Here is a 25,807-nt window from a genome sequence, read left to right as displayed (position 1 = left end):
TTCCGAGCGCTTATGGTCAAACGGCAAGTTAGACAGCAGGATATCGTACCTGCGCTGAATCGGTTTCTCATTGTCGAGATCGCATGCCATGACGGACGACTCGCACGTACGCGCCAATAGATGGAAACGGTTTTCCGACTGGGACGAGCGCCCGCTCCGTCTCGATAAGTTTGCCGTCGAGGATGCTTCGAGTGGTTTCGCGGCATTCAACAGCCCATACGACCCCAAGCCGGGTCTCGCAATGGGCCAAGGTGTCGTTGAGTCGATGGACGGCATCGCCGTTCGCGACTTCGATATGATCGACATCTTCATAGCCAAGTATCATCTGGATCCCGAGATTGCGCCCGAAGCGATGGCGATGCCCTCGCTCGAAATCGCTCGCATGCTCGTCGACATGAACGTGCCAAGAAGCACGCTCGTCCGTCTGGCTCATGGCATGACGCCCGCAAAGCTCGCCGAAGTCGTCGCGCATCTGTCCTCGCTGGAGATCGCGTTCGCGTATGGCAAGATGCGAGCCCGACAGACTCCGGGCAACCAAGCGCACGTTACCAACGCCAAGGATGACCCATTGCAGATGGCTGCCGACGCAGCCACCGCGGTCGCTTTCGGCTTCGACGAAATCGAAACGACCATGCGCGTCGCCCGCAATTCTTGGTCGAACGCCGTCGCCTGCGCGGTCGGAGCCTCCGTCGGACGGTGGGGAACACTCTTCCAGTGTTCGAGCGAAGAAGCCGAAGAGCTGAAGATCGGTATGGCAGGGTTCACGTCCTACGCCGAAACCTTATCGGTTTACGGAACCGAAAAAAGCTTCGTCGACGGAGATGACACCCCCTGGTCCAAGGGATTTTTGGCTGCGGCCTACGCCTCCCGCGGGATCAAGATGCGCTGCACATCAGGCGCTGGCTCCGAGTTGCTGATGGGATTTCACGAGCGCAAATCCCTCCTGTACCTCGAAGCACGTTGCCTCTGTCTGCAGCGCGCAATGGGAGTTCAAGGGACGCAGAACGGCGGCGTCGATGGTGCACCGGTGACATGCACGGTTCCCGGCGGCATGCGGGAACTGATGGCCGAGAATCTGATCGCGGTCTGGTTGGATTTGGAATGCGCATCGGGCAATGACGCGCGAGCAACCGAGTCGGAAATCCGTGTCGGCGCCAAGATCCTTCCCTACCTCATCGCCGGTTCCGACCTTATCTGCTCCGGCTTCGGGTCGATCCTGAAATACGACAACTCCTTCAATCCCTCGCTGCTCAACGGCGAGGAGCTTGAGGATTATCTCGTGCTCCAGCGCGACTTCGAGGCCGACGGCGGGCTCACCCCCGTCGGAGAAGCCCGCATCATGGATCTTCGCGCCCGTGCCGTTGACGCCATCAGCGCCGTCCTCGAAGAACTCGGCTTGGCAAAGCCGACAGCCGACATGAAGCAAAGCGTCATCGCTGCGTCGGGCTCTGACGAAACACGAACGTTCTCCGGTCGCGACGTGGCGATGATTAGCGAAGCCATCTTCGCCCGCTCAATTACCGTCATCGACGTCATCAAGGCGTTGGCCGCGCGCGGCTTCCATGAGGAGGCCGAAAACCTTCTGAAGTTGGTTCGTCTGCGGGTATCCGGTGACTACTTGCAGACCTCGGCCGTCGTCCGCAACGGCAAAATTGTTAGCGCCGTCAATGACCCCAACGAGTATCATGGCCCAGGTACCGGGTACCGCCTCAGCGAAGCCCGCCGCGAAGAAATCGTTGCAATCCGCGATGTCCTCACCCGCCAGGAAGTTCTGCGAGGCGAAGCGCAATTTCGCCCAGCCGAAGTCACGCGCATTGCCTACCGTCCAGTCGGACCGGCCGCGGCAACCGGAAATCCCCGCGAGGTGGTAATCGGCATCAGCCCTGCATTCGGGGTGAAGCTGTTCCAGACGGTCGCTGGCCATCCGCTCTCGGCTATCTTGCGCGTGCTGATTTCCGGAATTGCCGAAGGCGGCTGCACGGCCCGCGTCGTGCGCATGCTTCATACGGCGGATACTTCATTCCTTGGCCTCAGCGCCGCGCGCTTGGCAGGTTCGGGAATTGGCATCGGCATCCAAGCCAAAGGTACGGCCGTAATTCATCAGCGGGATCGTCTCCCGCACAACAATCTCGAACTGTTCTCAAATTCTCCCATCACTAAGCTCGAACACTACAAACGGATGGGTCTCAATGCAGCTGCGTACGCCCGTGGTGAGATGCCGGAACCCGTCATCGTACCTACACGCGGCGAAGCCATGGGCTCCCGCTACCATGCCCGTGTTTCCATGATCTACGCGATCGAAACCGAAATGACGTCCGAGGGCGCGGAGCCCGAAGAGATCGACATCAAGTTTCTTGGAGCAGCGGCATGAGCGATAAACCCCTCTCCGTCGCCGATTATCCCCTTGCCGAGAAACGGCCCGAAGTCGTCCAGACCAAAGCCGGAAAGACGCTGGACGACATCAGCCTTGAGGCCGTCCTGGCCGACCGGATCGGGTTGGAAGACTTGCGGATCACCGGCCGAGCGCTCCGCCAACAAGCTGAGGTTGCGCGCGCTGCCGGCCGGCCTACACTCGCCGCCAATTTTGAGCGCGGGGCCGAGCTTGTCGATGTTCCGCAAGACGTGATCATGCGGACCTACGAGCTCTTGCGTCCCGGCCGGGCGGGCTCAAAAGATGAGCTTCTCGCGGCCGCGCGAGAGCTCCGGGACGTTTATGGCGCTAGCAGCGTGGCCGCTTTCATTGAGGAAGCCGCCGACGTCTATGAGCGCCGCTCACTCTACAAGAAGCGATATTGAAAGGTTACGCATGAGCTGGAAGACAGCCTATCGATCCATTTATTACGACGGCGCCCCGGAACCGGCCGATCCCGATCTATCCAAAGCTCATACCGCCCTCCTCGTCATCGACGTCCAGAACACCTACCTGGAACGTCCCGATCGAAACAAACTCTCCCCCGAGGACCAACGTCGCTACGACGCCTGGACCCCTTTCCACGATCGCATGCACCAAACGGTGCTTCCTCGATCGAAAGACCTGCTCCGAGCCTTCCGCCAAAACGGAATAGAGTGTCTCTTTGCCCGTATTGCCTGCCAGACCAGAGACGGGCGGGAACGGTCGCTGTCTCAGAAAATGCCGGGCTGGAACAACCTGTTGCTGCCCAAGGACGACCTGCCTTCCCAGATCGTGCCTGAACTTGCGCCAGTTGGTGACGAAATTGTCGTCACCAAGACTACTGACAGTGCACTGACGGGATCAAACCTGCGCTTGATCCTTAATAACCTCGGCATCAAGACTGTTGTCTGCTGCGGTATCTTCACCGACCAATGCGTCTCGTCGACCGTCAGGAGTCTGGCGGACGAAAGTTTCGCGGTCGTGGTCGTCGAGGATTGCTGCGCGGCGGGCTCGGATGAGCTTCACCATAAGGAGCTTGAGATCATGAACATGATCTACTGCCACGTCATGTCGAGCACAGAGCTTAAGAAGATCATGGGATTGAGCTAAGATAGGTCAAGTTTTGACAGCGCAATGTCAAACCCCGCTCTGCACCGCACATATACGCTCATCGGCTTGTGTGAGCTGTCGGGAGAGCTGAATTCGACGCTGAGCCGAAGTTCACCGCTGGATAGTACGTGTACGACCGCCAATCGCGCCGAACAGATCCTGGATGTTCGGATGACTGCAACCCAGGGGGAGTAGCCAACGTGACATCACCCAACGCAAGTGCTCTCGAAGCCCAAGAAAGCTTCGACGTAAATAAGGATGCTTCCGTCGACAAGCTTCACGCCAAAGCCATCGGCTTGATTGGCGTGCTGTTCTTGACGGTGACCGGCGCAGCGCCCGAATCCGCGATGCTCGGCAACGTGCCGTTCGCAGCCGGCTTCGGTAACGGCATGTATGTGCCCGCAGCGTTCCTGCTCGCGACAATCGTTCTCACGATCTTCTCGGTGGGCTACGCCGCGATGGCGAGCAAGGTCTCCTCCGTTGGCGGCTTCTACTCATTCATCAGCTTGGGTCTCGGGCGCGACGTAGGGATGGCGGCCGGCATTGCATCGCTGGCGTCCTACAGCGTTTTCGAAGCGTCCCTGACCGGTCTCTTCGCTTTCTTTGGCAACTCGTGGCTCCAGACACACTTTGGCATCAACGTGCCCTGGCTCTATCTGGCTCTGTTCGTCGTCGCTTTGAGCTCGATCCTCTCGTATCAAGACGTGCAGCTCTCGGTGAAAGTCCTCGGCGCAGCGCTGGTATTCGAAGTCATCATGTTGACGATCTTCGATGTCGGCGTGTTCATGGCCAAGGGCCCCGGCGGGTTTAATGCCGAATCTCTTAACGTCCTCCATGTGATGACGCCGGTTGCGGCCCAGAAAGTTGGTACCGTCGACATTGCGGCAGGTGCCGCAGCGGTCGGCGTGTTCATGGCATTCTGGTCCTGGGTCGGGTTCGAAATGGCTCCCAACTACGCGGAAGAGTCGGTCGATCCCAAGCACATCATCCCGCGCTCACTCTACTATTCGGTCATCGGTCTCGGCATTTTCTACATCATCACGAGCTGGTGCGCGATCGCCGCCTACCCATCGGAAGGCGAGATGCTTGCGAAAGCGGTCGGTGATTCCGGCAACTTCTTCCTGGCTCCTTTGACCCAATTCGTCGGTCAGTGGGCTAACGAAGCGATGGCCGTACTCATCCTGACAAGCTCTTTTGCCTGCAGCATGGCCTTCCACAATACGGCGGCCCGCTACATGTACTCGCTCGGTCGTGAAGGCGTATTGCCTGGCGTTCTCGGCAAGACGCACCCGACCCATAAGAGCCCGCATGTGGCCTCTGTTGTTCAGACGCTGTTTGCCGCTCTGTGGATCGTTTTATTCGCCTATTTCGCCGGAACGAATGATCCGAACGCTCAAGCCTACCTCGGCGTCTACACGATGCTAGCCGTCCTTGGAACGATGCTCCTGCTGATCTTGCAGGCCGTCGTTTCGATCGCGATCATTGTCTACTTCCGCGCCAATCACCCGGGCGAAGTCAACGTGTTCGCCGGCTTCATCGCGCCGGTCATCTCGTTCGTTTCACAGGTTTGGCTCGTCTATCTCCTCGTGGTGAACCTCGAGACGTTCGGCGGCACGGGCAGCTTCGGTAGCCGCATCCCGCTGATCGCCTTCATCATCCTGGGCATCGGCTTGGTTTGGGGATTGGCACTGCGGGTGATCGCGCCTGAGGCTCACGCCCGTATCGGCCGCATGGTGATGAACGAGTAGTCTGCGGACCGATAGACAGAAGAGTTCAAGGAGGCGGACGCTCAGCGGCGTCCGCCTTTTCATCAGAACAAACGCACGAACAAGGGAGTACGCGCTATGCTTACGTCCATCGCAGGACGGTCCGTCATCGTCACGGGCGCCAGCAAAGGTATCGGCAAGGGCATTGCCCGCGTCTTTGCGAAGAATGGCGGCAAGGTTTTCGTGGTATCGCGCCATCTCGAGGAAGCCGAGGCAACGGCGGAAGAATTCCGTAAGGCGGGCGGCACGGCGAAAGGCTTCGCGGCCGACATCACCAACATGGGGGACATGCAGGTTCTCGCCGACGCTGCGGCCAGCGCCTACGGCGGCATCGATATTCTATGCACGAATGCCGGGATCTTCCCGCAAACGAAGATAGAGGACCTGTCTCCGGAAGATTGGGATTTCGTATCGACGACGAACCTCAAGGGCACTTTCCTGCCGATCAAGGCTTGCCTGCCGTACCTGAAAAAATCGGACCAGGGCCGCATCGTCATCACGTCGTCGATCACGGGTCCAGTAACCGGATTTCCAGGCTGGGCCCACTATGGGGCCACGAAGGCGGGTCAACTCGGCTTCATGCGGACCGCATGCATTGAGTTTGCAAAGTACGGCATCACGGTCAATGCCGTGCTTCCCGGAAACATCGCGACCGAGGGCCTTGCATCGCTCGGACCCGAATATGCGAAATCGATGGCGGCATCGATCCCGCTGAACAAGCTCGGAACAGTGGAAGACATCGGTTACGCAGCGCTGTTCCTGGCGTCCAAGGAGGCCGCATACATCACCGGTCAGACGATTATCGTCGATGGCGGTCAGATCCTGCCCGAAAGCATGGACGCACTCGCGCAAGCTTGAAGCACGGAGCGGCGAGCGCTTCGTCAGCCGTGGTTGCGAAGAACCTCGGCACGGAGCGCTCGCGGCGACAACCCGGTCCATCGGCGGACCGCACGGCTGAAGGCGGAAAGCTCGGAATATCCGACCAAGAAGGCGATTTCAGAAAACGACAGCTGACGCTGCCGGACATATGAAAGCGCCAGGTCCCGCCGGGTATTCTCAACGAGCGTGCTGTAGCTCAAACCATCGTAATGCAGTTCGCGCTGAATGGTGCTGAGCGGAAGGCGTAGCTCCGACGCGATAACCTCTATCGGCGGGAAGCCCTCCGGCAACCGTGCGCGAACGGCACTGCGGACACGATCCGTAATGCTGAAGCGCACATCCCGTCGTTCTGAAAGCCTTTCAAGACAAAGCTTCATCGCCGACATCAGCCGCGGATCGGCCGCAGGCATGACGTGTTTCAAAATTTGCGGGCGAAAAACAATGGCGTTTGTAGGCTGAGAAAAGAACACCGGCGCGCCAAACGCGCGTTCATGCTCCCGCCAGCCTTCAGGTTTCGGATGCTCGAAATGGACCTCTTCGGGCGCCCAACTCGAACCCATTGCTTCGCGAATGAGATTGAGACGCATCCCAAGCGAGAGCTCAGCGTCCTGTCGCCTCTCGATGATCTGTGGTGCGACGACCCGATACTCTAAACGAGCGAGCCCGTCTTCCGACCTGACAACAGAAATCGAAGATGATTGTTGGTGGAGGGGAAAGAGCTCGACCAAGGTATTCAGCGCATCGCCAAGGGTCGGAGACGATAATGCGGCATACCCGACAAGGCCAAGGTCGCGCGTATCGAAGGAATTTCCGAACCAAAGCCCAAAATTATCGTTGCGCGTCAGACGAGCGCTTTCCTCGAACAGCCGGCAATAAGAACTTAGGCTAAGCTGAAGCGTGGGCGATCCCACCATCTCCGGCGACATTCCCGCGTTTCCGAAAATCTGATCGACGTCGCCTTTTTGGCGCTCGATGAACTTCACTATCCCGGTAGCCGCAGACGCAAGTACTGAGGGATCGGCAATTCTGCCGCCCGCGCTGCCGGCGCTCGTCGCCAATGACTCGATAACGCCGACTCCCATCGTTTCCTGGTGAGCAGGTGCCAATATTGCTGAGAAAAAGGCTAGCAGAAGCGCCCAACGGGTCAATGGTTGAGCACGCGAAAATATTCAGCATTTTATAACGCAATTGCACAATTGCGTTGCAGCATTCAGCCGAAGAGCCGTCCAAACAGCCCCTTTTTTGGCTCCGCTTGAATGGAGAGGCCTTTTCCCGACCCATAATCAGAGAGATATTTTTCGCACAGTGGTATCGAGCCCTGCGTGTAGGAAACGCCCATCGATTTTGCGAGGTCCGTCTCCGAATGCGACCCAATCCACGCAACAAGAAGCAGGCGGCGCAACATTACGAATGTGCCGATTTCCTTCTCTTCCTCCGGGCTCAAGGTACCGATGCGTCGGTATCCGCGAACCCAAGCCTTGAGAAGCTCAGGAACCTCCGGGGCGTGCTCGAAGAATGAGACAGTGGTGGCGCAGTCATAGAGAAGCCAGGAGAAGCCGCAGTCGTCGAAGTCGATAACCTTTACGGTGCTCCCGTCCATGAGGAGATTGGCCAGTCGCATGTCGCCGTGCACGAGGTTGAACCGATCGGGTGACTTCCCGAAATCGATTAACCGCTGCTCGATGAGGGCGACGGTTTCCGTAAAGGCCTCCAACGCCTCTGGCGTCATGCCCATGCCGTTTTTCCAATAGCCCCAATGTGGTCGGCCGCCGAGGCTCGTCTCGAAATCCCAGGAATGACGTTCGAACCAGACGGGACGTCGCCATTTGCGCACATGGGCGTGCATTCGCGCCGCCGTCTCGCCTAGCAGCTCAAATCCTGCCACGTCGGTGCGTTCAGGCTCTGCACCATTTTCCCAATCAAACAAAACGACGTTACGTGGATTGCGAAGCCCTTCCCCGGCGACCGTCTGGATATATTCGCCGTCAAGGCCCCGCACGGCCGCGGGAGTCGAGATGATGCCGTCATTTCGCAGCGCGTGGAGCCACGCAAGTTCGGAGGCGATGGCCGTGCGGGAATGATAGCCTTCGCGATGGACGCGCAGCGCCCACTTCCGTCCTGTGCCATCATCGACCTTATAGGTCGCGTTCTCGGACACATTGATCAGCTTGACGGAAGAACCCTCGGGAAGGCCGAACCTCCTAATTGCGCGCTCAGCGACACGTTGCAGAGATTCCAACAGTTCTTGGTGGCTGAGTTCGCCCGTCGCCGTCATCAGCGTAGATCCCGCATGTTTTTTCTGGTCGGTCGGCTTGCAAGCCGCCTTCTTGTCATAACCGACAGTACGAAGCGGCGGCGAGGTGAACTTGACCTCGCCGCCGTAGCTATTGACAGGACATGCGGCGCAGACGGGCCAACGCCTAGAGCTTCACCATCACATGGCGGGGAACGGTGTAATCTTCCAACGCATACATCGACAGATCCTTGCCATACCCCGACATCTTCAAGCCGCCGTGGGGCATTTCGCTGACGAGCATGAAGTGCGTATTGACCCAAGTGCAGCCGTACTGCAGGCGCGACGCAACCTTCATGCCTTTGGCAATGTCCGACGTCCAAACCGAGGACGCGAGGCCATAGTCGCTGTCGTTGGCCCAAGCAATGGCTTCATCGGCATCATCGAACGGCGTGACCGAAACGACCGGACCGAAAACTTCCCTGCGGACGATCTCGTCTTCCTGCTGCGCACCGGCGATGAGCGTCGGCTCGAAGAAGAAGCCTTTGCCCGCTGGAGCCTTGCCGCCCGCCGCTACGCTAACGTGATTGAGCTGAGATGCCCTCTCGACGAACCCTTGCACGCGGCCCTTCTGAGCCGATGAGATCAGCGGACCAAGGTCGTTGTCGTCATCGTTGGCTTGATTGTACTTAAGGCTGCTGACCGCGCTGGCCAAATCGGCAACGAGATTGTCGTAGACTTTCTTGCCGGCATAGATGCGGCAGGCCGCGGTGCAATCCTGGCCCGCGTTGTAATAGCCAAAGATCTTCACGCCTTCGACGACCGAAGCGATATCGGCATCGTCGAACACGATGACCGGCGCTTTGCCGCCCAATTCGAGATGCGTGCGCTTAATGTTCGAAACAGCGGCCTGAAGCACTTTTTGCCCCGTTCCGATGCTGCCCGTGAGCGAGACCATCGAAACCTTCGGATGGTTGATCAGGGCAGACCCCGTCGTCGCGCCTTTGCCGACGACGATATTGACGACGCCTTCCGGAAAGATGTCGGCGATGGCCTTGCCGAGCTTCAAAAGGGTAAGCGGTGTCTGCTCGGAAGGCTTCAACACGATAGTGTTGCCGCCCGCGAGAGCGGGACCCAGCTTCCACGCGGCCATCATCAGAGGATAGTTCCAAGGAGCGATGGAGCCGACGACTCCCACGGGATCGCGGCGGATCATCGACGTATGACCGGCCAGATACTCGCCGGCGACTGGACCGTGCATGTTGCGAACAGCGGCCGCGAAGTAGCGGAAGCAGTCGACGATCGCAGGCATCTCATCCTGCAGCACGCGGATGCGAGGCTTGCCAGTATTGAGCGCTTCGAGCGCGGCAAAAGCTTCGGCATCTTTCTCAATCGCGTCCGCAAGCTTGAGAAGGAGAGCCGAACGCTCGCCAGGTGTCGTCTGCGACCACGTCTTGAAAGCATTCTGGGCAGCGTTGACGGCAGCGTCGACCTGAGCCACCGAGGCGTCGGGAAGGTTCGTGATCACCTCTTCAGTTTTGGGATTCACGATCGGTTCGGGCGCATCCGTTCCGGCAACAAAGTCGGATCCGATAAGCATGTTTGTGTCGAGCATGGTTTCCTCCGATTGTCTTTGGAGCTCCCCGCTACTTCGAGGAGCCGCCGGTGTGTTCGCCCTCGCGCGTCAGATAGTAGGCCGCGAGAATGGGCAGTAGGGTGACGAGAAAAACGAAGACAGCGACGACGTTGGTCACGGGGCGCTGCCGCGGCCGGATCAACTCGGAGAGCATCCAAATCGGCAGCGTCGTCTGCTGGCCGGCGGTGAAGGTCGTGACGATGACTTCATCAAACGACAGCGCGAATGCGAGCATGCCGCCAGCGAGAAGTGCGGTGCCAATCTGCGGTAGAATGATATGACGAAACGTCTGAAATCCGTCGGCGCCAAGATCCATGGAGGCTTCCACCAAGTTGCCTGACAATCGGCGGAAACGCGCAACGGCATTGTTATAGACGACTACGATGCAGAACGTTGCGTGGCCCAGAATAATCGTCCACACGGAGAACGGAATGCTCATGATGTCGAAGGCCGACCGGAGCGCGATACCGGTGATGATGCCAGGCAGCGCAATCGGAAGCACGAACAACAGCGAAATCGACTCCCGCCCGAAGAATTTGGTTCGCGACAAAGCCGCTGCTGCAAGCGTGCCGAATATCAGCGCGAGGATCGTTGCGATCGCCGCCACTTGCAGCGACAGATAGAGCGGCGGCCAGATATCGGGCCGCGAACTCCACGCCACGCCGAACCACTTCGTCGTCAGGCCCGGCGGCGGAAACGCAAAGCTCTTCTCTTCCGTCGTGAACGCGTAAAGAAAGATGAACGCGAGCGGCAGATGCAGGAACAGCAACCCTCCGATGGCTGCAACGCGCAGCCCGAGTGGCGAGGTATTCTTTCCGTTAGAGGACATCGAATGCCCCCATGCGTTTCGCCATCCAAAGATAGAAAGCCATGATGACCATTGGCACGACTGTGAAAGCCGCAGCCAAAGGAATGTTGCCTGCTGTACCCTGCAAAGTGTAAACCGCCTGACCGATCATCAGCCGCGAATTTCCGACGATCTGCGGAATGATGTAGTCGCCGAGCGTCAGCGAGAACGTGAAGATCGATCCCGCCACAATTCCCGGCAACGCGAGCGGGAAAATCACGGTCCGAAACGTCTGGCCAGGATCGGCGCCGAGATCAGCGGAAGCTTCGATGAAATTCGCCGGCACACGCTCTAGCGCCGCCTGCGTCGGCAGGATCATGTAGGGCAGCCAGATGTATACGAAGACCAGAAACGTCCCGACGTAACTGAACGACAGCGAGGGCCCACCTACGATGGGCAAGCCCAGAACACCATCGAGAAGCCATCCCATGTGCAGCGCGTTGGCGAACCACGTGATCACGCCTTCTTTGGCGAGAATGAGCTTCCAGGCGTAGACTTTGACGAGATAGCTGGACCAAAGCGGCATCATCACTGCGAGATAGAAGAGAGCTTTCATCCAGCCGCGTGCATAGCGCGCCGCGTAATACGCGATTGGAAATGCGATGAAAGCACTGACGACCGTTACCAGCGCCGCCATCACGACCGTGCGAAGGATGATCTGAACATTCGAGCCTTCGAACAGCTGCTGATAGGTTGCGAGCGTGAATTGGTGGACCACAAGCCCCGAGAAGTCGTCGAGCGAATAGAAGCTTTGGAGCAGCAGCGCGAACAGCGAGCCGACGTAAACAACACCGATCCACAGAAGCGGCGGCATCAACAGCAATAGCGTCAAGAGTTGCGGACGCGCGAAAAAGATGTCCGAAATCGCGCCGCCAATTCCGCGCGGTCTTTCTGCCGCCGCCATCGTCACGCGGCATCTCCCATCGAGACCATGGCTGCCATCGGCCAGGCGATGGTAACTTCATCGCCCTTGTTGAAGGGTGTTGTTGCCGGCACGGATGCCACGAGTGGCAACTTATCCGTCACGACCGTTATTCGCGTTACCGCGCCTTGGTAGCTCACGACAGAAACCTTACCGCGCGCCGAAGCGTAGCCGGTTGGCACGCCCGCCCCAGTTGCCACGACCTCGATCCGCTCCGGACGAAGGCTGGTCCATGTAGCGGAACCGCCGTGGGAGGCGGCAACTTCCGGCGAGAGGACATTCGAGGATCCCACGAAGTCGGCCACGAACCGCGACGTCGGCCGCTCATAGACATCCGCCGGCGTTCCAACCTGAACGATTTTACCTTCGCTGAAAATCGCAACGCGGTTCGCCATTGATAACGCCTCGCCTTGATCGTGCGTGACGAAGACGAACGTGATCCCCAGACTCGTTTGCAGCGACTTCAATTCTTCTTGCATCTGCTCGCGCAGCTTGAGATCGAGCGCTCCTAGCGGTTCGTCGAGAAGCAGAACCTTCGGACCATTGACGAGAGCGCGCGCAAGCGCCACGCGCTGACGCTGTCCGCCGGAAAGCTGCGCCGTTCGCCGGCCCTCGTAGCCAGCGAGCTTGACCATGGCGAGGGCGTCGCGCGCCTTTGTCTCTCGCTCGGCCTTGCCGACACCCTTTATCATAAGACCGTACGCAACATTCTCGCCCACTGTCATATGAGGAAAGAGCGCGTAGTCCTGAAAGACGGTATTGACGTTACGCCGATAGGGCGGCACGCCCTCGACGGTTTCGCCGAAGATTTCGATATGACCCTCGTCCGGCTGTTCGAAGCCGGCGATGAGGCGAAGGCACGTTGTTTTGCCGGAGCCGGATGGACCAAGAAGCGCGAAGAATTCTCCCGGTTGAATATCGAGAGACACGCCATCGACAGCGCGGATGGCACCGAACCGTCGAGATACGTTTTGGAAGCGAACTGCGGGAGACATGAAACTCTTTGAAGGGTCGCGGCCGGCCGATCGCAGCCGGCCGCAGGAGAAGTGGCAACTATTTGCCGAGAATTGCGATGTAGTCTTTCGCCCACTGAGAATAGGGAACGCAAGAACTTTCCTTTTCGCACTTCGCGGTCGGCGTCCGCCAGAACCAGATCTTTTCGAAGTTTTCCGAACCGTTCGTCGCGCAGCCCGCATCGGTCAGAAGAGCATTGCCCTTGCAAGCCGCCGGAACAGTCGGCACCGAACCGAACCAAGATGCGAGATCACCCTGCAGCTTCGGATTGAGCGAATGCTCCATCCACTTATAGGCGCAGTTGGGATGCTTGGCGTTCACATGCATCATCGTCGTATCGGCCCAGCCTGTGGCGCCCTCTTCCGGAATGGTTGATGCGATGGGCTTCTTGTCAGCCTGCAACAGGTTCACCTGATAGGGCCAAGACGAAGACGCAACGACCCCTTCGTTCTTGAAGTCGTCGACCTGCACGGTTGCATCGTGCCAGTAGCGTCCAATCAGAGCGCGCTGCGACTGAAGCAACGCAATCACGGCATCATACTGCTCTTTGTTGAGTTCGTAGGGGTTCTTGATCCCGAGTTCCGGCTTCTTCTTGCTGAGGTAGAGCGCAGCATCGGCGATATAGATCGGCCCATCATACGCCTGGACGCGGCCTTTATTGGTCTTACCGTCAGGCAGTGTCTGCTCTTCGAATACAACCGCCCAGCTCTTCGGCGTTTCTTTGAAGACTGTCGTGTTGTATGCGAGAACGTTTGGCCCCCACTGGTACGGCACGCCATAGTGAACGCCGTCGACGGTATGCCATGGCGCATTCTGCAGGCGCGGATCAATTGTCTTCCAGCTCGGAATGAGATCGACATTGATCGGCTGAACTTTCTTGCCGGCCACGAGACGGAGAGAAGCATCGCCGGACGCAGTCACGAGATCGAAGCCGCCCTGATTCATCAGGGTCACCATCTCGTCGGACGTCGCCGCCGTCTTCACGGTGACTTTGCAACCCGTTTCCTTCTCGAAACCCGTCACCCAATCGTAATTCTTATCGGACTCGCCACGCTCGATGTAGCCCGGCCAAGCGACGATATCGACCTCGCCTTCGCCTTGCCCGACGGCCGTCGGAGGCTCGGCCAGAGCAGCGAATGTGCCCATCAAGAGAATCGCCGTCGAAGCTGCTAGTATCTTCCGGGTGGCCGTCATGTGTGCTTACTCCTCCGATTGCACGCCGTGGACAGGCTGGTGGGTCGATCGCGTCCCCAGACCTCAACCACGGAGTTTACTGAGGGTAATGTTAGTTCATGAACGGGAGGCACGCCAGAGAGGCCGCGACAGACTTCTTCGCATACGCGACGAACGGATTCTCGGAGTGCCCAGAGTTTCGGCAGCACTGGCCTGCGGGACTCGCAAGTCGCCATCGTATTGCGCACGGACGCCGGTGATTTCGTGGTCGCAATTGGTTACTCGGTCGGTTTACCATCGTCCATCTCGCGAGTTAAAACACGGATGTCCGCGCCGGCGACGGATCGCTCTTGAAATGAAAAGCGGCTGGAAATGACTGTCATAAAGATCCGTATCGATTTCGACGACGATCGCTACATCGGCCACGGCCGCGTCCAGCTCCTCGAACTCATCGGCCAGCACGGATCGATCGCACAGGCGGCGAAGGCCATGGGCATGTCCTACAAGCGCGCTTGGTACTTGATGGACGAGTTTAATTCGATGTTCGCCGACCCGTTGATCGAGCGCCAGCATGGGGGGCGCGGGGGCGGCGCAGCAAAATTGACCCCCTTCGGAGCCGACCTCGTCCGCCAATATCGCGATATGGAGGCCAAGGCCCTGACGGTCTTCTCAAAGCCGCTTGCGTCAATCGAAAAGCATTTAATGCCGGCCGAGAAGCCAGCTCCCAAACCAACGAAGAAATCCGGCCAGAGTGCGCGGAGCTAGAGTCAACGCCCCAAGACCTCGGTGGGTGTGCCGATTGCAGTTACCCGACCATCCACGATCCTCGCTACCCGCGAGGCGAGCCTGCGTACCTCATCGACATTGTGCGTCACGAACACGATCGGCACGGCAAATTCGTCACGCACACGCTCGATCAATCCCATCGTTTCTTGCCGCCGAGCGTCGTCCAGCCCCGCAAGCGGTTCATCCATCAGCAGGATCTGCGGCGAGGAAAGCAACGCCCGAGCGAGCGCCACACGGTGCCTTTCCCCGCCCGACAGCGTCGCCGGTCGACGCTTCAAGATGTTTTCGATGCCGAGGACATCGATAACTGTATCCACGGGGAGAGCGCTTTGTTCGTGCCGCCTGAACCATTGACCGAACTTGATGTTCTGCGCGACCGTGAGATGCGGAAAAAGCTGCGCATCCTGGAATACGTAGCCCACCCGGCGGCGGTGGGGGGGCACGAAGATCCGCTTGCTCGTATCGGTAAGAACTTGGCCGGATAGGGCGATGAGCCCGCGATCGGGGCGCAGCACGCCGGCGATCATGTTCAAGACCGATGTTTTGCCCGAACCCGACGGACCAAACAGCGCGGTCAGAGGACTTTCGCTTTCGAAGGCCACATCGAGTGTAAATCCGTTTCGCTTCTGGAAGACGGAGACGCTCAGCGCCGTGCGTTCGCTCGTCATTCGAACACGGCGATCCGCTTCTGAATGCGTCGGTTCAAGACTTCGGACAGGATAAGCGCAACCATGGCAATGACGATCGAAACACAAGCCAGCCGGAACGCCTGGAATTCGCCCCCAGGAACTTGCGTGTACGTATAGATGGCGGACGGAATTGTCTCTGTTTCGCCGGGAATATTCGAGACGAACGTAATTGTAGCGCCGAATTCGCCAAGTGCCTTTGCAAAGCACAAGATCACGCCGACGAGCACGCCTGGAAGCGCCAGCGGCATCGTCACGAGCGCAAAAGTCCACCACGAATTCGCGCCAAGGGTAGAGGCAGCAGTTTCAAGACGCCGATCGATCGCCTCAAAAGAAAGGCGTATGGCGCGCAGCATCAAAGGAAACCCCATAACGCCACAGGCGAGCGCTGCCCCCGTCCACCGAAAGGAGAACGTAAATCCAAGCGTCTCGTAGAGCTGTTTGCCGATGAAACCCTGCCGTCCGAAAGTCAGCAGCAGAAAATATCCCGTCACAACAGGCGGCAAAACTAGTGGAAGGTGGAGAATGCCATCGAGAAGGACTTTCCCCGGAAACCGCCACCGCGCCAGCGCATAAGCTGCGACGAGCGCGATCGGCAATCCGACGAGGGTACCGACTGTAGCCACTCGTAAACTGAGTAGAATGGCGGTCCACTCGTCGGGAGAAAATCCGAACACGATTTCACCCTTTCCAGGATACAAGGTGCCCCATCATTTAAGCACCGTGAAGCCTTCCTTCGTGAAGAAGGCCTGCCCCTCAGGCGTCTTCAGGTACTGAATGAAGGCCGACGCCGCAGCGGCACTCTTTGCATCCGCCAGAACCGCGATCGGATAGATGATCGGCGGATGACTGTCCTCCGAAAAAACGTCGACAACTTTAACTTTCGGTTCAGCGGCGGCATCCGATTCATAAACGATGCCGAGCGGCGCCTCACCTTGCGCGACCAGCGCGAGAGCCGCACGCACGTTGTCCGCCTGCGCGACTTTGGATTGTACTTCGCCCCAAACCCCAAGCTTCTCGAGCGCAGCCGAGCCATACTTGCCGGCGGGCACCGACTTCACGTTCGCCATTGCAAGTCGGCCATCGCCGAGAGCCGCGCTCAAAGGGAAATCCTTGGTGATCTTGAGTTCGACCGGACTAGACTTCGGCGCGATCAGCACGAGCCTGTTCCCCAGAAGATTGAAGCGCGTATCGTCTTTGATCAGCTTCTTTTTCTGGACGTAATCCATCCAGTCGAGGTCTGCGGAAATAAAGATATCCGCTGGCGCGCCTTGCTCGATTTGCTTCGCCAGCGCCGATGAGCCCGCATAAGAGATCACACTCTTCGTGCTCGCGCTCTTCTCAAAAGCCTTGGCTGCGTTATCGAGCGCATTCTTCAGGCTGGCTGCCGCAAAGATCGTGATGCTCGAGGCGTCCGTCTTTTGTGCCTGAGCTCCTGTGACGAACGGCGAAATCAGAAGTAGACCGGCAAGGCCAATCCGAAGGTAGAGACGTGAAAGATACGATGCGGCGAGCATGATCCACCCAGCATGACTTCGATATAGCCGAGAGGATATCTAGCTGGAAAACTTTTGCAACCGATTGTTTGCGCGCGAGAATTCCAGACCGTCTGCTGCAGGCAAGGCCACACGCTGTGGTGGAAGCACTCTACTTTTGGCGGTTAGGCCTTTTTACGATCCCCGCCTCGCGCGCGATCAGCGCCCGCTTACGCTCGATTCCCCAACGATACCCTGCCATGTGTCCGTCGCCGCGAACCACCCGATGGCATGGAACCACCACGGCCAACGGATTGGTGGCGCACGCCCGGGCCACCGCCCTGACGGCCTTTGGATGACCGATCCACGTTGCTATTTCGGAGTAGGTCGCAGTCGAACCGGGCGGAATAGCCTTCAGGGCTTTCCACACGCGCTGCTGAAATGCCGTTCCACGGATGTCGAGTGGAAGGTCGGAAGCGATCCCCGGCCGCTCTACGATTTCGACGACGTGGCCGATCGTACTGGCAAAAGCCCCTTCGCCGGGAACGCATTCAGCCTTCGGAAAGATCTTCCTCAGGTCGGCGATGAGCAAATCGTCTTCATCGCCGATCAGAATAGCCGCGATCCCCTTATCGCTCGCCGCCACGAGAAGCCGGCCGAGCGAACACGCGCTCACGGCAAAGTTCAGCACTTCGTTTGCGCCACCCGCGCGAAATGCTTTCGGCGTCATTCCAAGCGTATCCGTAACCTTCTCGTAGAAGCGCGAACTCGACTGGAACCCCGCGTCATAGATGGCATCCGTCACGGCTGTTCCGCTTTTCAGAGCCGTTCGAACAGCTTTTCGTCGATGCGCCAGCGAATACTCTTTAGGGGTGACACCGGTGATCGCCTTGAAAATCCGATGGAAGTGAAAACGGCTGAGGCCACTTTTGGCCGACAGATCATCCAGGCGCTGCAAACCATTGTTTTCGATTTCTCGGCAAGCTTCCGCTACCAGGCGCGCGCGTTCAGAATCCAGCGATGCTCCGTCCGGCCGACAACGCTTGCACGCACGAAAGCCCGCCGCTTCGGCAGCCGCCGGGTCGGCATAAAAAGCAACGTTTTCGCGCTTGGCGCGGCGTGAGGGACAGGATGGCCGGCAATAAACACCCGTAGTGGCCACCGAGAACACGAACGTGCCATCGAACGATTTATCTCGTGCCAGGATTGCGGCCCAGCGCTGGCCCTCGTTTGGGATCGGTGTTGACCGGTTTGTTCGCTGTCTCGGCGCCATATCGATTCCGCGTGCCATTATGGCGGCACCCTAGCGCGCATCCTACCGCCGCACACTCCGAACCTTGCTCTCAAATCACGAGCGGTCGCGCTTCGGCACTACACAATCGCCTTGACCATCACCGAAGGCTCCGCGAGCAACTGGGCGAACTGTTTCAGCGCATCAGAGAGAGTGTCACGGTCTGGCGCAACGCCCAACGATATCCGGATGGCTTCAGGTTCACCTGGTCCCGTCGCAAATGCGGCGCCCGGCACCACTGACATACCCGAACGCTTGGCATGATCGACGAAATCCGCCGCTCCCCACTGCGGAGGCATCTTGAGCCAGATATGATGCCCGCAACGATCGGCGGCCATTTTGGCGCTACCCAGGATCGTCTTCGCGATTTTCTGACGCGCAATATTCTCCTCACGGATGGCGACCGTCAGATCATCAACGACGCCCGTGGAAATCCAGCGCGAGGCGACCGCCGCATTGATCGGAGGCACCATCAGGTTCACCGCGCGAATGACGCCCGCAAGACGCATCGCCTGCGCTGCCCCAGGAGCCACGACATACGCAATCCGAAGAGCAGGCGTGGCGCATTTCGAAAGCGTCGCGATGTGCCATGTCAGTTCGGGAGCCAATGCCGCCAGAGGCGCCAGCGGATTGAACTGGAGCACGGAATATGGATCATCCTCGATGATCGAAACGCCAAAACGGCGGGCTATCGCAGCAATTTCTTGACGGCGGTCCTCCGGCAAAGTTGCCGTTGTCGGATTGTCGATTGCCGGCACGATATAAATCGACTTCGGCGGACTTTCATCACAACAGGCTTCAAAGGCTTGCGGAAGAATCCCGTTCTCGTCCATAGCCAACGGTCGGATTGTAAATCCTCGCTGCCGCGCGACAGCCTTAAGCCCGGGGTAAGTGACAGCACCTGCCGCGATCGCGTCGCCAGGAGAAAGAAGACATTCGCAAATCGCGAACAGCGCGCTTTGCGCTCCGCTCGCCAGCACGATCGATGCCGGGCGAACTTGCTCGATACGCCGCGAGAGCCAAGCGGCCGCTGCTGCTCGATCCGCATCGCTGCCGGTACTCTCCTGGTAATGCAGATGCAGCAATCCATGCGGCTCGGAAAGCAGCGTGCTGATCGTTTCCGGGATGAGCCGTTTAAGGTTGGCGCTCGCCGGTTGCGGCGGGATGTTCATGCTGAGGTCGACGGCCGGCGCGCCGCGCACCCCGATTGCACGCGCATCCTCGATCCTGCGGCGGATGAATGTTCCCCGTCCGGCGTTGGCCTCGACGAGCCCTCGCCGCCGCGCTTCGTTGAAAGCTCTCGTCACGGTCGTGAGATCGACGCTCAACACTTCCGCAATCAAGCGCTGAGGCGGCAGCCTGTCACCGGGTTGAATGAGGCCGGCTTTCAGATCGGATTCGATCGCTTCAACGATGCCGCGATACTTGAGCTGACTTCCCTCAACCAGCCAAGGCTTCCAAGAAGACATTGATTGATCCTCAGCCACTAGAGCCATACGCATCGATAACATGTATGGATAAGTTACGGAAGGGGGATAGGCAACCAGTTCCCAAAAACGCACTACAATCATAGCAAAAAAGCAATTATATTGTATTATTTTCAATTATTTGTCGTGTAACCGTCGGAATGACGCATAGCCCATACACAACAACAGTGATATGCATACAAAGCCATACATAAGATCCTCGCATTGGGATTTAGAAGGAAACGAGCGATGTGCGCGAAACATCAATGGCCGGAGCTACCCCCCTATAAAACCGGCCTTTGGGGTCTATGCCCGCGCTGCGGCGATGGCAAAATCTTCGATGGGTTTCTGACGGTGAAGAAATCCTGCCCGGTGTGTGGCCTCGACCTGTCTTTCGCCGACCCCGCCGACGGCCCCGCATTCTTCGTGATGTGCTTCGCCTGTATTCCGAGCGCAGCTTTCGCGGTGTGGCTGGAGGTGAAGTACTCGCCCGATTTCTGGGTTCATCTCGTGACGAGCCTGCCGATCATTCTCTTGACCTGCATCCCGCCGTTGCGCCCGTTGAAGGGTTGGTTGATCGCAAGTCAGTATTTCAACAAAGCTGAAGAGGGCAGGCTCGTGGTCGAGGATAAGTCACCCCCGGCGCGCTGAGCAAACGCATTTCATCGTCGCCGCGATCGCCTATATTGGAGCGATGCAGAGCAAGGCTGATCCGCGCCCTACTGTCCTGCTGACGGGATTTGGGCCATTTCCCGGCGTGCCTGACAACGCATCCGCGGCAATCGCCGAACGGGTCGCCGCGAAAGCTAGGTCCGAATTTCCCAATCGGCGCTTCGTCTCAACAGTGCTGCCGACGGAATGGCGGCGCGCGCCCCGCCGCGTAGCGGTGTTTCACGCCCGCCTCCAGCCTGTCTTGGCTCTGCATATCGGCGTCGCTTCGCAACGACCAACGATTCGTCTTGAGACCCGCGCCGAGAACGTCTGCCGTGAATCGGTAGATGCCGCGGGCTTGCCGCCGCTGTCTGCCACGCTTTGTCCAGATGGTCCCCCGGAACGCACCGTCTCAATCGACATCCCGCTTATCGCGCATAAACTCGATGATCTCGCCATCGGCCACGAGATATCCGACGATGCCGGAAGCTACCTCTGCAATGCGGTGCTCTATCAATCCCTCGCAAGTTGCGAAGCTCGGGGAAGCGGCACCGCAGGTTTTGTTCACGTTCCCCGCGATCCCCTCGACATCCACCGGATGAACGAAATCATCACCGCGATGATGGGCATCATCGGCATTTGCCTAGCCCCATAGGCTCAGGCAGAGCGTGCCGACTTAGGGAACAGTGTTTCTTGGGGAAAGCCGCGGCCCGACCAAGCGGGGAAGACGGGGGGTTGTCTTGGGGCTTGGTCGGGCTCAGCAGCATCTGGTGCGCACGGGGGGAGGTGTCGTCACCAGCTTGAGGACCACTCTAAGGGGGAGAAGATGAACTCATTCTGAACGCAGGGTTAAATAGTCGCAACGTTCGCCGGTTCCCGACGCCTTTGTAATTTCAACGGCTTTTTCGAGTTGTGCAGGTTCCGGCGCGACCGATGAAGTCGAATCAGATTAGCGTCCCGGCTTCGATACCCTGCGCATAGGTTATTCCAGATGCCGGCCCGCGCCGCGCCGTTGTTTCCGTCCGCTGCACCCGGTTCCCGCGACTTGATGCAGGCTGCGCTGGATACGCTGGAAAACGTATTCGGCTACAAGGGCTTCCGCTCGCACCAGAGCGACATCATCCGAACACTTCTCGGCGGCGGCGACTGCCTCGCACTGATGCCCACGGGCGGTGGCAAATCTCTCTGCTATCAAATTCCTGCTCTTGTCCGCGCCGGCACAGGCGTCGTCGTCTCTCCTCTCATCGCTCTGATGCAAGATCAGGTCGACGCGCTGCGCGACTTGGGCGTCAAGGCGGAGTTCCTCAATTCCACGCAAGACCGCGCGACGCAGGACCAGATCGAGAGGCAATTCGCAGCTGGAGCTCTCGATCTCCTCTACGTGGCGCCGGAGCGCCTGGTGCAGGAGCGCACGCTTAATCTGCTCGAACGCAGCGAGATCGCAATCTTCGCTATCGACGAAGCACATTGCGTCTCTCAATGGGGCCATGACTTCCGTCCGGAGTATCGTCAGCTAAAGATCCTCGCGCAGCGATTTCCGCGCGTGCCGCGCGTTGCATTGACCGCGACGGCCGACGAACGCACGCGTCAGGATATCATCACCGAGCTGTCCCTTGAAAATGCCGCTGCCTTCGTCGCGAGCTTCGACCGGCCGAACATTCGTTACACGATTGCTGAACTCGGCAGCGTGAGCGCCCGCGAGCGGCTGTGGCAGTTCATCGAGACCGAGCACCCGACCGATGCCGGGATCGTCTACTGCCTCTCCCGCAAATCGGTGGAAGAGACGGCAGCTTGGCTGTCTTCCAAAGGCCGGAAAGCGCTGGCTTACCATGCGGGCCTCGAAGCAAATTTGCGCTCCGCCGCGCAGTCGAAGTTCCTGACCGAAGACGGGCTCATCATCGTCGCGACAATCGCCTTCGGTATGGGCATCGACAAACCAGACGTGCGCTTTGTAGCCCATCTCAATCTGCCGAAATCGATCGAGTCCTATTACCAGGAAACCGGTCGGGCCGGCCGCGACGGCGAACCTGCCAATGCTTGGATGGCTTACGGCTTTCAAGACATCGTGCAGCTTCGCCAATGGATCAACCAATCCGACGGCTCGGAAGCATTCAAGAAAGTGCAACGGCAGAAGCTGGATGCACTCATCGGGCTCGCGGAGATGCCCGGCTGCCGTCGCCGAGCATTGCTCGCCTATTTCGGCGAAATGCGACCCGAGCCTTGCGGCAACTGCGATAATTGCCTGAACCCGCCGCACACCGAAGACGGAACGGTCCTCGCGCAGAAAGCCCTCTCAGCCGTCTACCGCACCGAGCAACGCTTCGGCGTTACCTATCTCGTCGACATCCTCACAGGCGCTGTCGACGAGCGCATCATCCGCAACGGCCATGATCGATTATCCGTCTACGGCATCGGCAAGGAGCTGCCGCAAGCGACGTGGAAAAGCCTCTTCCGGCAGCTCACCGCACTCGGGTATCTCACGATAGATGAGGAAGGCCTGGGCTCTCTCGCTCTGACCGAGCGTGCGCGGCCTCTGCTCCGCGGCGAGGAACGCTTTCTTCTGCGCGTCGCTCGCCACACCGCCAAAGTCGCTAAGCGTTCAAGTTCGAGCGCGCAGAAAGTCGCACGCGAAAATCAGCCTCTGTTTGATGCTTTGCGCGCCTTGCGCCAGAAGCTCGCTGCCGCTGCGAAGCTACCGCCCTACGTCGTCGCGCAAGACAAGACACTCATCGAGCTCTCCGAGAAGCGGCCGACATCGGAAAGCGCGCTTCACGACATCATGGGGCTCGGAGCCAGCAAAATCGCGCGTTATGGCGCGGCCTTCATTGAAGTCATATCGCAATTCAAAAAGCACCCGGCGCTCAGCAACCGATTATCGGCTACCGTCAACGTGACGCTTGCGGCTCACCTGCGCGGCCTCGACGCCGAAGCCATCGCCGCCGAGCGCGGGATCGAGACGTCAACAGTGTATGGGCATTTGGCCGAAGCGATCGAAGCCGGATTGATTACGGCGGAAGATGCTCTGAAGCTCGACCCGGCCGAGCGTGACGAGATCGAAGCGGCCTTCGAGCGGTGCGAAACCCGCGACACGGGCAAGCTTGGCCCTGCATTCGCTGCGTTGGACGGCCGTTACGATTACGGCATCCTGAAGTGTCAGCTCGCCGACAGCGCGTGAGGCTGTTCTAATCTCTGATCAGATACGGGATATCACCGTTTGACGGACAGAACTCGCGAGTTTGCCCGTTAATTCGCTGCACAGCGCCTCAAGCTCCGGCGTCCAGGCTGCCGCGTTCGTCGCGAACAAGTTTGCCTGCGATTTGAGGATCACGCCGTCATCCAGAATTTTCAGCCCATTGGCGCGCAGCGTTTCGCCGGTCGTCGTGATGTCGACGATCAATTCGGCCATGCCAGACGACGGCGCGCCCTCAGTCGCGCCCGCGCTCTCGATGATACGGTAATCGCCGAACCCTTTCGCGCCGAAGAAGCGCCGGGTAATATTGATGTACTTCGTTGCGACCCTCGGCCAACGGCCATGCTTGCGCCTGAAGGGAATGGCGATTTCTTCGAGCTCCGCCACCGTCGAGACATCGATCCAGCAGGTCGGAACTGCGACCACGACATCGGCGAAACCGAAACCTAGCTTCTGCAGAAATCTTATCCGCGTTCCCGCATCCGAGATATTCTCGCAGATCAAGTCTTCGCCGGTAATGCCGAGGTGGACGCTTCCCGATTTCAGCGCCGCCGCGATCTCACTCGACGACACATAGGCCACATCTACGCCCGGCAAGCCTTCGATCTCGCCACGATAGCCGCGCACGTGTCCGACCTTACGCACCACGAGACCGGCGCGTGCAAACATGTCGGTCGTCTGCTCCATCAGGCGGCCCTTGGAGGGGATGGCGAGGGTCAATTTGCTCATGGCGCCTTGCCTCCCATTGCCGCGAGCAGGCGCTCGGAGTGGATCGCAGCCCCCACGGCCGGGATATCAGCCCCAGATCCCGCGGCCCGCATAAGCCCGTCATATCGGCCACCACCGGCGATCGGGCTTTTTGGCCCTAGCGACGCGGCATTCACCTCGAACACAAGCCCGCTGTAGTAAGCGAGCGTGCGACCGAATTCCGCCGAGAAACTCACGCGACCGAGATCAATGCCGGCATTTGCCAGGAGGGCAAGCCGACGGTCGTAGGTTTCGAGCGCGTAACCCGATCCGCTCGGTGCCTCCTTGATCAGGGTAGAAATCTTTTCACCTGCGGTGAGAGCCGGACCCGAGACCCCGACATAGCGCTCGATCAGCTCAGCTGCTCGCGCATCGAGAGGCGGTTCGTTTCGCTCCTCGGCGATAACGATCAGGTGTTCGGTGATGTCGGTTAGCGAACGCGTTCCGATAAGTTCGATTGCTTCCTCTTCGAGGTAGACAGCAACCGCAGCCTCGCTGGCATCCATATCGTCGCGCCGAAGGGAAGACAGCAATTCCTCGGGAAAGTTTGCCGATGGTGGTCGAACGCCGACGGCAAATCCCTTCAACGCCTCTCGGAAGGAAAGAGGCCTCAGGAAAGCGTCGTCGAGCCGCGTCTTCCAATTCGGCGAAATCCCGGTGGCGTCGAGCACGCTTGAGAACAATCCGATATCGCCGAGCTTAAGCGTCCAGTCCCTGAATCCGATCTTTTCGATCGCCTTGATGATGATGGCGACGGTTTCGGCTTCCGCGGCTTCTCGCGCCTCATCTCCGAACCGCTCGATTCCCGCTTGGCGAAACTCTCGCGGGTGAGCGGCCGTTGCGCCTTGCGGCTGAAAGCGGAAAGCCGGGCCGTTGTAGCAATAGCGCGCGATTGTGGTCGGGTCAGCGTGACGCTCAAGGTGGAGCCGACAGGTCGGAACCGTGATATCGGGCCTCAGGCACAGCTCCGCGCCATCCTGATCGGTGAAAACATACGTGCGGGCACGCAAACTCTCCCCGATCACGTCAAGGAACACATCGGCCGGCTGAATGATCGCAGGCGCGACAGCGTCATAGCCGGCCTTGATGAAAACCGACATCACTGTCTGCGATTGAGCCGCCAGCGCCTCAAGATTTTGGACCGTCTCAGCGGTCATTTCACGTCCTGATGCCGCTTGATGAGATTGTGAACTTCTTGGATGAGATGCGCTTCCGGAACGGCGAACTGCGCGGGTCGCGCTTCTTTCCATTCCTTGTTGTCCTTGATCGCGGCAGCGGCTTTCGCGCCCTCGATCAGATCCTTGAGCGTCACTTCGCCTTTCGCACGCTCATCCGAACCCTGAATGATCACGCACGGACTGTTGCGCTTGTCGGCGTACTTCATTTGCGCCTTCATACCCGACGAACCAAGATACATCTCGGCGCGAATGCCGGCATTGCGCAGCGATTGCGTCATCTTCTGATAGGTTGCGACCTCACCCTTATCCATCACCAGGACGACGACCGGGCCGAGCGGTTGCGATTTCTGGTTTTGAATGTGAGA

At 58.9% G+C, this 25,807-nt stretch carries 24 protein-coding genes; 9 read left to right on the top strand and 15 right to left on the bottom strand.

Annotated elements, in window-relative coordinates; all coding sequences use genetic code 11:
- Window positions 1-88 precede the first annotated feature (88 nt).
- The 5 genes from EKK30_RS09470 to fabG all read left to right on the top strand — a co-directional run bounded on the left by EKK30_RS09470 (window position 89) and on the right by fabG (window position 6,126).
- Window positions 89-2,371 carry a propanediol/glycerol family dehydratase large subunit gene (locus EKK30_RS09470; RefSeq protein ID WP_290983782.1) on the top strand — a complete coding sequence of 761 codons (2,283 nt, stop codon included), beginning with the start codon at window positions 89-91 and terminating at the stop codon, window positions 2,369-2,371.
- Window positions 2,368-2,796: a diol dehydratase small subunit gene (locus EKK30_RS09465; protein WP_290983779.1), complete on the top strand. Its 429-nt coding sequence runs from the start codon at window positions 2,368-2,370 to the stop codon at window positions 2,794-2,796. Before EKK30_RS09470 ends, EKK30_RS09465 begins: the two co-directional genes overlap by 4 nt.
- A gap of 10 nt (window positions 2,797-2,806) precedes the next feature.
- Window positions 2,807-3,502, top strand: coding sequence for an isochorismatase family cysteine hydrolase (locus EKK30_RS09460; protein WP_290983776.1), 696 nt, complete (start codon window positions 2,807-2,809; stop codon window positions 3,500-3,502).
- Window positions 3,503-3,702: 200 nt separating this feature from the next.
- Window positions 3,703-5,250 (top strand): APC family permease, encoded by a 1,548-nt coding sequence (locus EKK30_RS09455; RefSeq protein WP_290983773.1) that lies wholly within the window; start codon window positions 3,703-3,705, stop codon window positions 5,248-5,250.
- Between the two features lie 96 nt (window positions 5,251-5,346).
- A complete protein-coding gene (fabG, locus tag EKK30_RS09450; RefSeq protein WP_290983770.1) occupies window positions 5,347-6,126 on the top strand; it encodes a 3-oxoacyl-ACP reductase FabG in 780 nt (259 codons plus the stop codon).
- A gap of 23 nt (window positions 6,127-6,149) precedes the next feature.
- Here fabG and EKK30_RS09445 read toward each other — a convergent pair whose 3' ends face one another.
- From EKK30_RS09445 to EKK30_RS09415, 7 genes are all read right to left on the bottom strand, one after another.
- Window positions 6,150-7,229, bottom strand: a complete 1,080-nt coding sequence (locus tag EKK30_RS09445; RefSeq protein WP_290983767.1) for an AraC family transcriptional regulator — start codon at window positions 7,227-7,229, stop codon at window positions 6,150-6,152.
- A gap of 128 nt (window positions 7,230-7,357) precedes the next feature.
- Window positions 7,358-8,422, bottom strand: a complete 1,065-nt coding sequence (locus EKK30_RS09440) for a phosphotransferase (protein WP_290983764.1) — start codon at window positions 8,420-8,422, stop codon at window positions 7,358-7,360.
- A 145-nt stretch (window positions 8,423-8,567) separates the two neighbouring features.
- Window positions 8,568-9,995 (bottom strand): gamma-aminobutyraldehyde dehydrogenase, encoded by a 1,428-nt coding sequence (locus EKK30_RS09435; protein WP_290983761.1) that lies wholly within the window; start codon window positions 9,993-9,995, stop codon window positions 8,568-8,570.
- A 31-nt stretch (window positions 9,996-10,026) separates the two neighbouring features.
- Window positions 10,027-10,845, bottom strand: a complete 819-nt coding sequence (locus EKK30_RS09430) for an ABC transporter permease (protein WP_290983758.1) — start codon at window positions 10,843-10,845, stop codon at window positions 10,027-10,029.
- Complete coding sequence (locus EKK30_RS09425; RefSeq protein WP_290983851.1) at window positions 10,835-11,767, bottom strand: ABC transporter permease; 933 nt, start codon at window positions 11,765-11,767, stop codon at window positions 10,835-10,837. Before EKK30_RS09425 ends, EKK30_RS09430 begins: the two co-directional genes overlap by 11 nt.
- A gap of 2 nt (window positions 11,768-11,769) precedes the next feature.
- On the bottom strand, window positions 11,770-12,780 hold the full coding sequence (locus tag EKK30_RS09420; protein ID WP_290983755.1) for an ABC transporter ATP-binding protein: 1,011 nt from the start codon (window positions 12,778-12,780) through the stop codon (window positions 11,770-11,772).
- Window positions 12,781-12,838: 58 nt separating this feature from the next.
- Window positions 12,839-13,945, bottom strand: a complete 1,107-nt coding sequence (locus tag EKK30_RS09415; protein ID WP_290983848.1) for an ABC transporter substrate-binding protein — start codon at window positions 13,943-13,945, stop codon at window positions 12,839-12,841.
- 399 nt (window positions 13,946-14,344) lie between these two features.
- Between EKK30_RS09415 and EKK30_RS09410 the strand changes: the two genes are divergently transcribed.
- Window positions 14,345-14,737 carry a winged helix-turn-helix domain-containing protein gene (locus EKK30_RS09410; protein ID WP_290983752.1) on the top strand — a complete coding sequence of 131 codons (393 nt, stop codon included), beginning with the start codon at window positions 14,345-14,347 and terminating at the stop codon, window positions 14,735-14,737.
- A gap of 2 nt (window positions 14,738-14,739) precedes the next feature.
- Here EKK30_RS09410 and modC read toward each other — a convergent pair whose 3' ends face one another.
- The 5 genes from modC to EKK30_RS09385 form a co-directional block, all read right to left on the bottom strand.
- The gene (gene modC / locus EKK30_RS09405) at window positions 14,740-15,426 is read right to left on the bottom strand and encodes a molybdenum ABC transporter ATP-binding protein (RefSeq protein WP_290983748.1); all 687 of its coding nucleotides are present in this window, start codon (window positions 15,424-15,426) and stop codon (window positions 14,740-14,742) included.
- Window positions 15,423-16,121, bottom strand: a complete 699-nt coding sequence (gene modB / locus EKK30_RS09400) for a molybdate ABC transporter permease subunit (RefSeq protein WP_290983745.1) — start codon at window positions 16,119-16,121, stop codon at window positions 15,423-15,425. Before modB ends, modC begins: the two co-directional genes overlap by 4 nt.
- A 33-nt stretch (window positions 16,122-16,154) precedes the next feature.
- Window positions 16,155-16,961, bottom strand: coding sequence for a molybdate ABC transporter substrate-binding protein (gene modA, locus EKK30_RS09395; RefSeq protein WP_290983741.1), 807 nt, complete (start codon window positions 16,959-16,961; stop codon window positions 16,155-16,157).
- Window positions 16,962-17,091: 130 nt separating this feature from the next.
- A complete protein-coding gene (ada, locus tag EKK30_RS09390; RefSeq protein WP_290983738.1) occupies window positions 17,092-18,210 on the bottom strand; it encodes a bifunctional DNA-binding transcriptional regulator/O6-methylguanine-DNA methyltransferase Ada in 1,119 nt (372 codons plus the stop codon).
- 80 nt (window positions 18,211-18,290) lie between these two features.
- Complete coding sequence (locus EKK30_RS09385) at window positions 18,291-19,679, bottom strand: PLP-dependent aminotransferase family protein (RefSeq protein WP_290983735.1); 1,389 nt, start codon at window positions 19,677-19,679, stop codon at window positions 18,291-18,293.
- A 246-nt stretch (window positions 19,680-19,925) separates the two neighbouring features.
- Between EKK30_RS09385 and EKK30_RS09380 the strand changes: the two genes are divergently transcribed.
- The 3 genes from EKK30_RS09380 to recQ all read left to right on the top strand — a co-directional run bounded on the left by EKK30_RS09380 (window position 19,926) and on the right by recQ (window position 23,502).
- Entirely contained in the window at window positions 19,926-20,327 is a 402-nt protein-coding gene (locus EKK30_RS09380) for a DUF983 domain-containing protein (protein ID WP_290983731.1), read from the top strand.
- 43 nt (window positions 20,328-20,370) lie between these two features.
- Entirely contained in the window at window positions 20,371-20,982 is a 612-nt protein-coding gene (locus EKK30_RS09375; protein WP_290983728.1) for a pyroglutamyl-peptidase I, read from the top strand.
- A 336-nt stretch (window positions 20,983-21,318) separates the two neighbouring features.
- The gene (recQ, locus tag EKK30_RS09370; RefSeq protein ID WP_290983726.1) at window positions 21,319-23,502 is read left to right on the top strand and encodes a DNA helicase RecQ; all 2,184 of its coding nucleotides are present in this window, start codon (window positions 21,319-21,321) and stop codon (window positions 23,500-23,502) included.
- Between the two features lie 18 nt (window positions 23,503-23,520).
- Here the strand turns inward: recQ and hisG are convergent, their stop codons facing one another.
- From hisG to EKK30_RS09355, 3 genes are all read right to left on the bottom strand, one after another.
- Window positions 23,521-24,246 (bottom strand): ATP phosphoribosyltransferase, encoded by a 726-nt coding sequence (gene hisG, locus EKK30_RS09365; RefSeq protein WP_290983723.1) that lies wholly within the window; start codon window positions 24,244-24,246, stop codon window positions 23,521-23,523.
- Complete coding sequence (locus EKK30_RS09360) at window positions 24,243-25,421, bottom strand: ATP phosphoribosyltransferase regulatory subunit (RefSeq protein WP_290983720.1); 1,179 nt, start codon at window positions 25,419-25,421, stop codon at window positions 24,243-24,245. Before EKK30_RS09360 ends, hisG begins: the two co-directional genes overlap by 4 nt.
- The coding region (locus tag EKK30_RS09355; RefSeq protein ID WP_290983717.1) for a His/Gly/Thr/Pro-type tRNA ligase C-terminal domain-containing protein at window positions 25,418-25,807 on the bottom strand (390 nt) is incomplete at its 5' end. The genes EKK30_RS09355 and EKK30_RS09360, both read right to left, overlap by 4 nt.

The sequence above is a fragment of the Hyphomicrobium sp. genome (assembly GCF_003987855.1).
GTDB lineage: Bacteria > Pseudomonadota > Alphaproteobacteria > Rhizobiales > Hyphomicrobiaceae > Hyphomicrobium_B.
The sequence above is the reverse complement of the archived record's forward strand: the minus strand, read 5'-3'. Positions and strand labels throughout refer to the sequence as shown.

Coding starts and splice junctions, on each gene's coding strand:
- EKK30_RS09470 (WP_290983782.1), top strand. CDS start 89: ATGACGGACGACTCGCACGTACGCGCCAATAGATGGAAACGGTTTTCC.
- EKK30_RS09465 (WP_290983779.1), top strand. CDS start 2,368: ATGAGCGATAAACCCCTCTCCGTCGCCGATTATCCCCTTGCCGAGAAA.
- EKK30_RS09460 (WP_290983776.1), top strand. CDS start 2,807: ATGAGCTGGAAGACAGCCTATCGATCCATTTATTACGACGGCGCCCCG.
- fabG (WP_290983770.1), top strand. CDS start 5,347: ATGCTTACGTCCATCGCAGGACGGTCCGTCATCGTCACGGGCGCCAGC.
- EKK30_RS09445 (WP_290983767.1), bottom strand. CDS start 7,229: ATGGGAGTCGGCGTTATCGAGTCATTGGCGACGAGCGCCGGCAGCGCG.
- EKK30_RS09440 (WP_290983764.1), bottom strand. CDS start 8,422: ATGACGGCGACGGGCGAACTCAGCCACCAAGAACTGTTGGAATCTCTG.
- EKK30_RS09435 (WP_290983761.1), bottom strand. CDS start 9,995: ATGCTCGACACAAACATGCTTATCGGATCCGACTTTGTTGCCGGAACG.
- EKK30_RS09430 (WP_290983758.1), bottom strand. CDS start 10,845: ATGTCCTCTAACGGAAAGAATACCTCGCCACTCGGGCTGCGCGTTGCA.
- EKK30_RS09425 (WP_290983851.1), bottom strand. CDS start 11,767: ATGGCGGCGGCAGAAAGACCGCGCGGAATTGGCGGCGCGATTTCGGAC.
- EKK30_RS09420 (WP_290983755.1), bottom strand. CDS start 12,780: ATGTCTCCCGCAGTTCGCTTCCAAAACGTATCTCGACGGTTCGGTGCC.
- EKK30_RS09415 (WP_290983848.1), bottom strand. CDS start 13,945: ATGGGCACATTCGCTGCTCTGGCCGAGCCTCCGACGGCCGTCGGGCAA.
- EKK30_RS09410 (WP_290983752.1), top strand. CDS start 14,345: ATGACTGTCATAAAGATCCGTATCGATTTCGACGACGATCGCTACATC.
- modC (WP_290983748.1), bottom strand. CDS start 15,426: ATGACGAGCGAACGCACGGCGCTGAGCGTCTCCGTCTTCCAGAAGCGA.
- modA (WP_290983741.1), bottom strand. CDS start 16,961: ATGCTCGCCGCATCGTATCTTTCACGTCTCTACCTTCGGATTGGCCTT.
- ada (WP_290983738.1), bottom strand. CDS start 18,210: ATGGCACGCGGAATCGATATGGCGCCGAGACAGCGAACAAACCGGTCA.
- EKK30_RS09385 (WP_290983735.1), bottom strand. CDS start 19,679: ATGTCTTCTTGGAAGCCTTGGCTGGTTGAGGGAAGTCAGCTCAAGTAT.
- EKK30_RS09380 (WP_290983731.1), top strand. CDS start 19,926: ATGTGCGCGAAACATCAATGGCCGGAGCTACCCCCCTATAAAACCGGC.
- EKK30_RS09375 (WP_290983728.1), top strand. CDS start 20,371: ATGCAGAGCAAGGCTGATCCGCGCCCTACTGTCCTGCTGACGGGATTT.
- recQ (WP_290983726.1), top strand. CDS start 21,319: ATGCCGGCCCGCGCCGCGCCGTTGTTTCCGTCCGCTGCACCCGGTTCC.
- hisG (WP_290983723.1), bottom strand. CDS start 24,246: ATGAGCAAATTGACCCTCGCCATCCCCTCCAAGGGCCGCCTGATGGAG.
- EKK30_RS09360 (WP_290983720.1), bottom strand. CDS start 25,421: ATGACCGCTGAGACGGTCCAAAATCTTGAGGCGCTGGCGGCTCAATCG.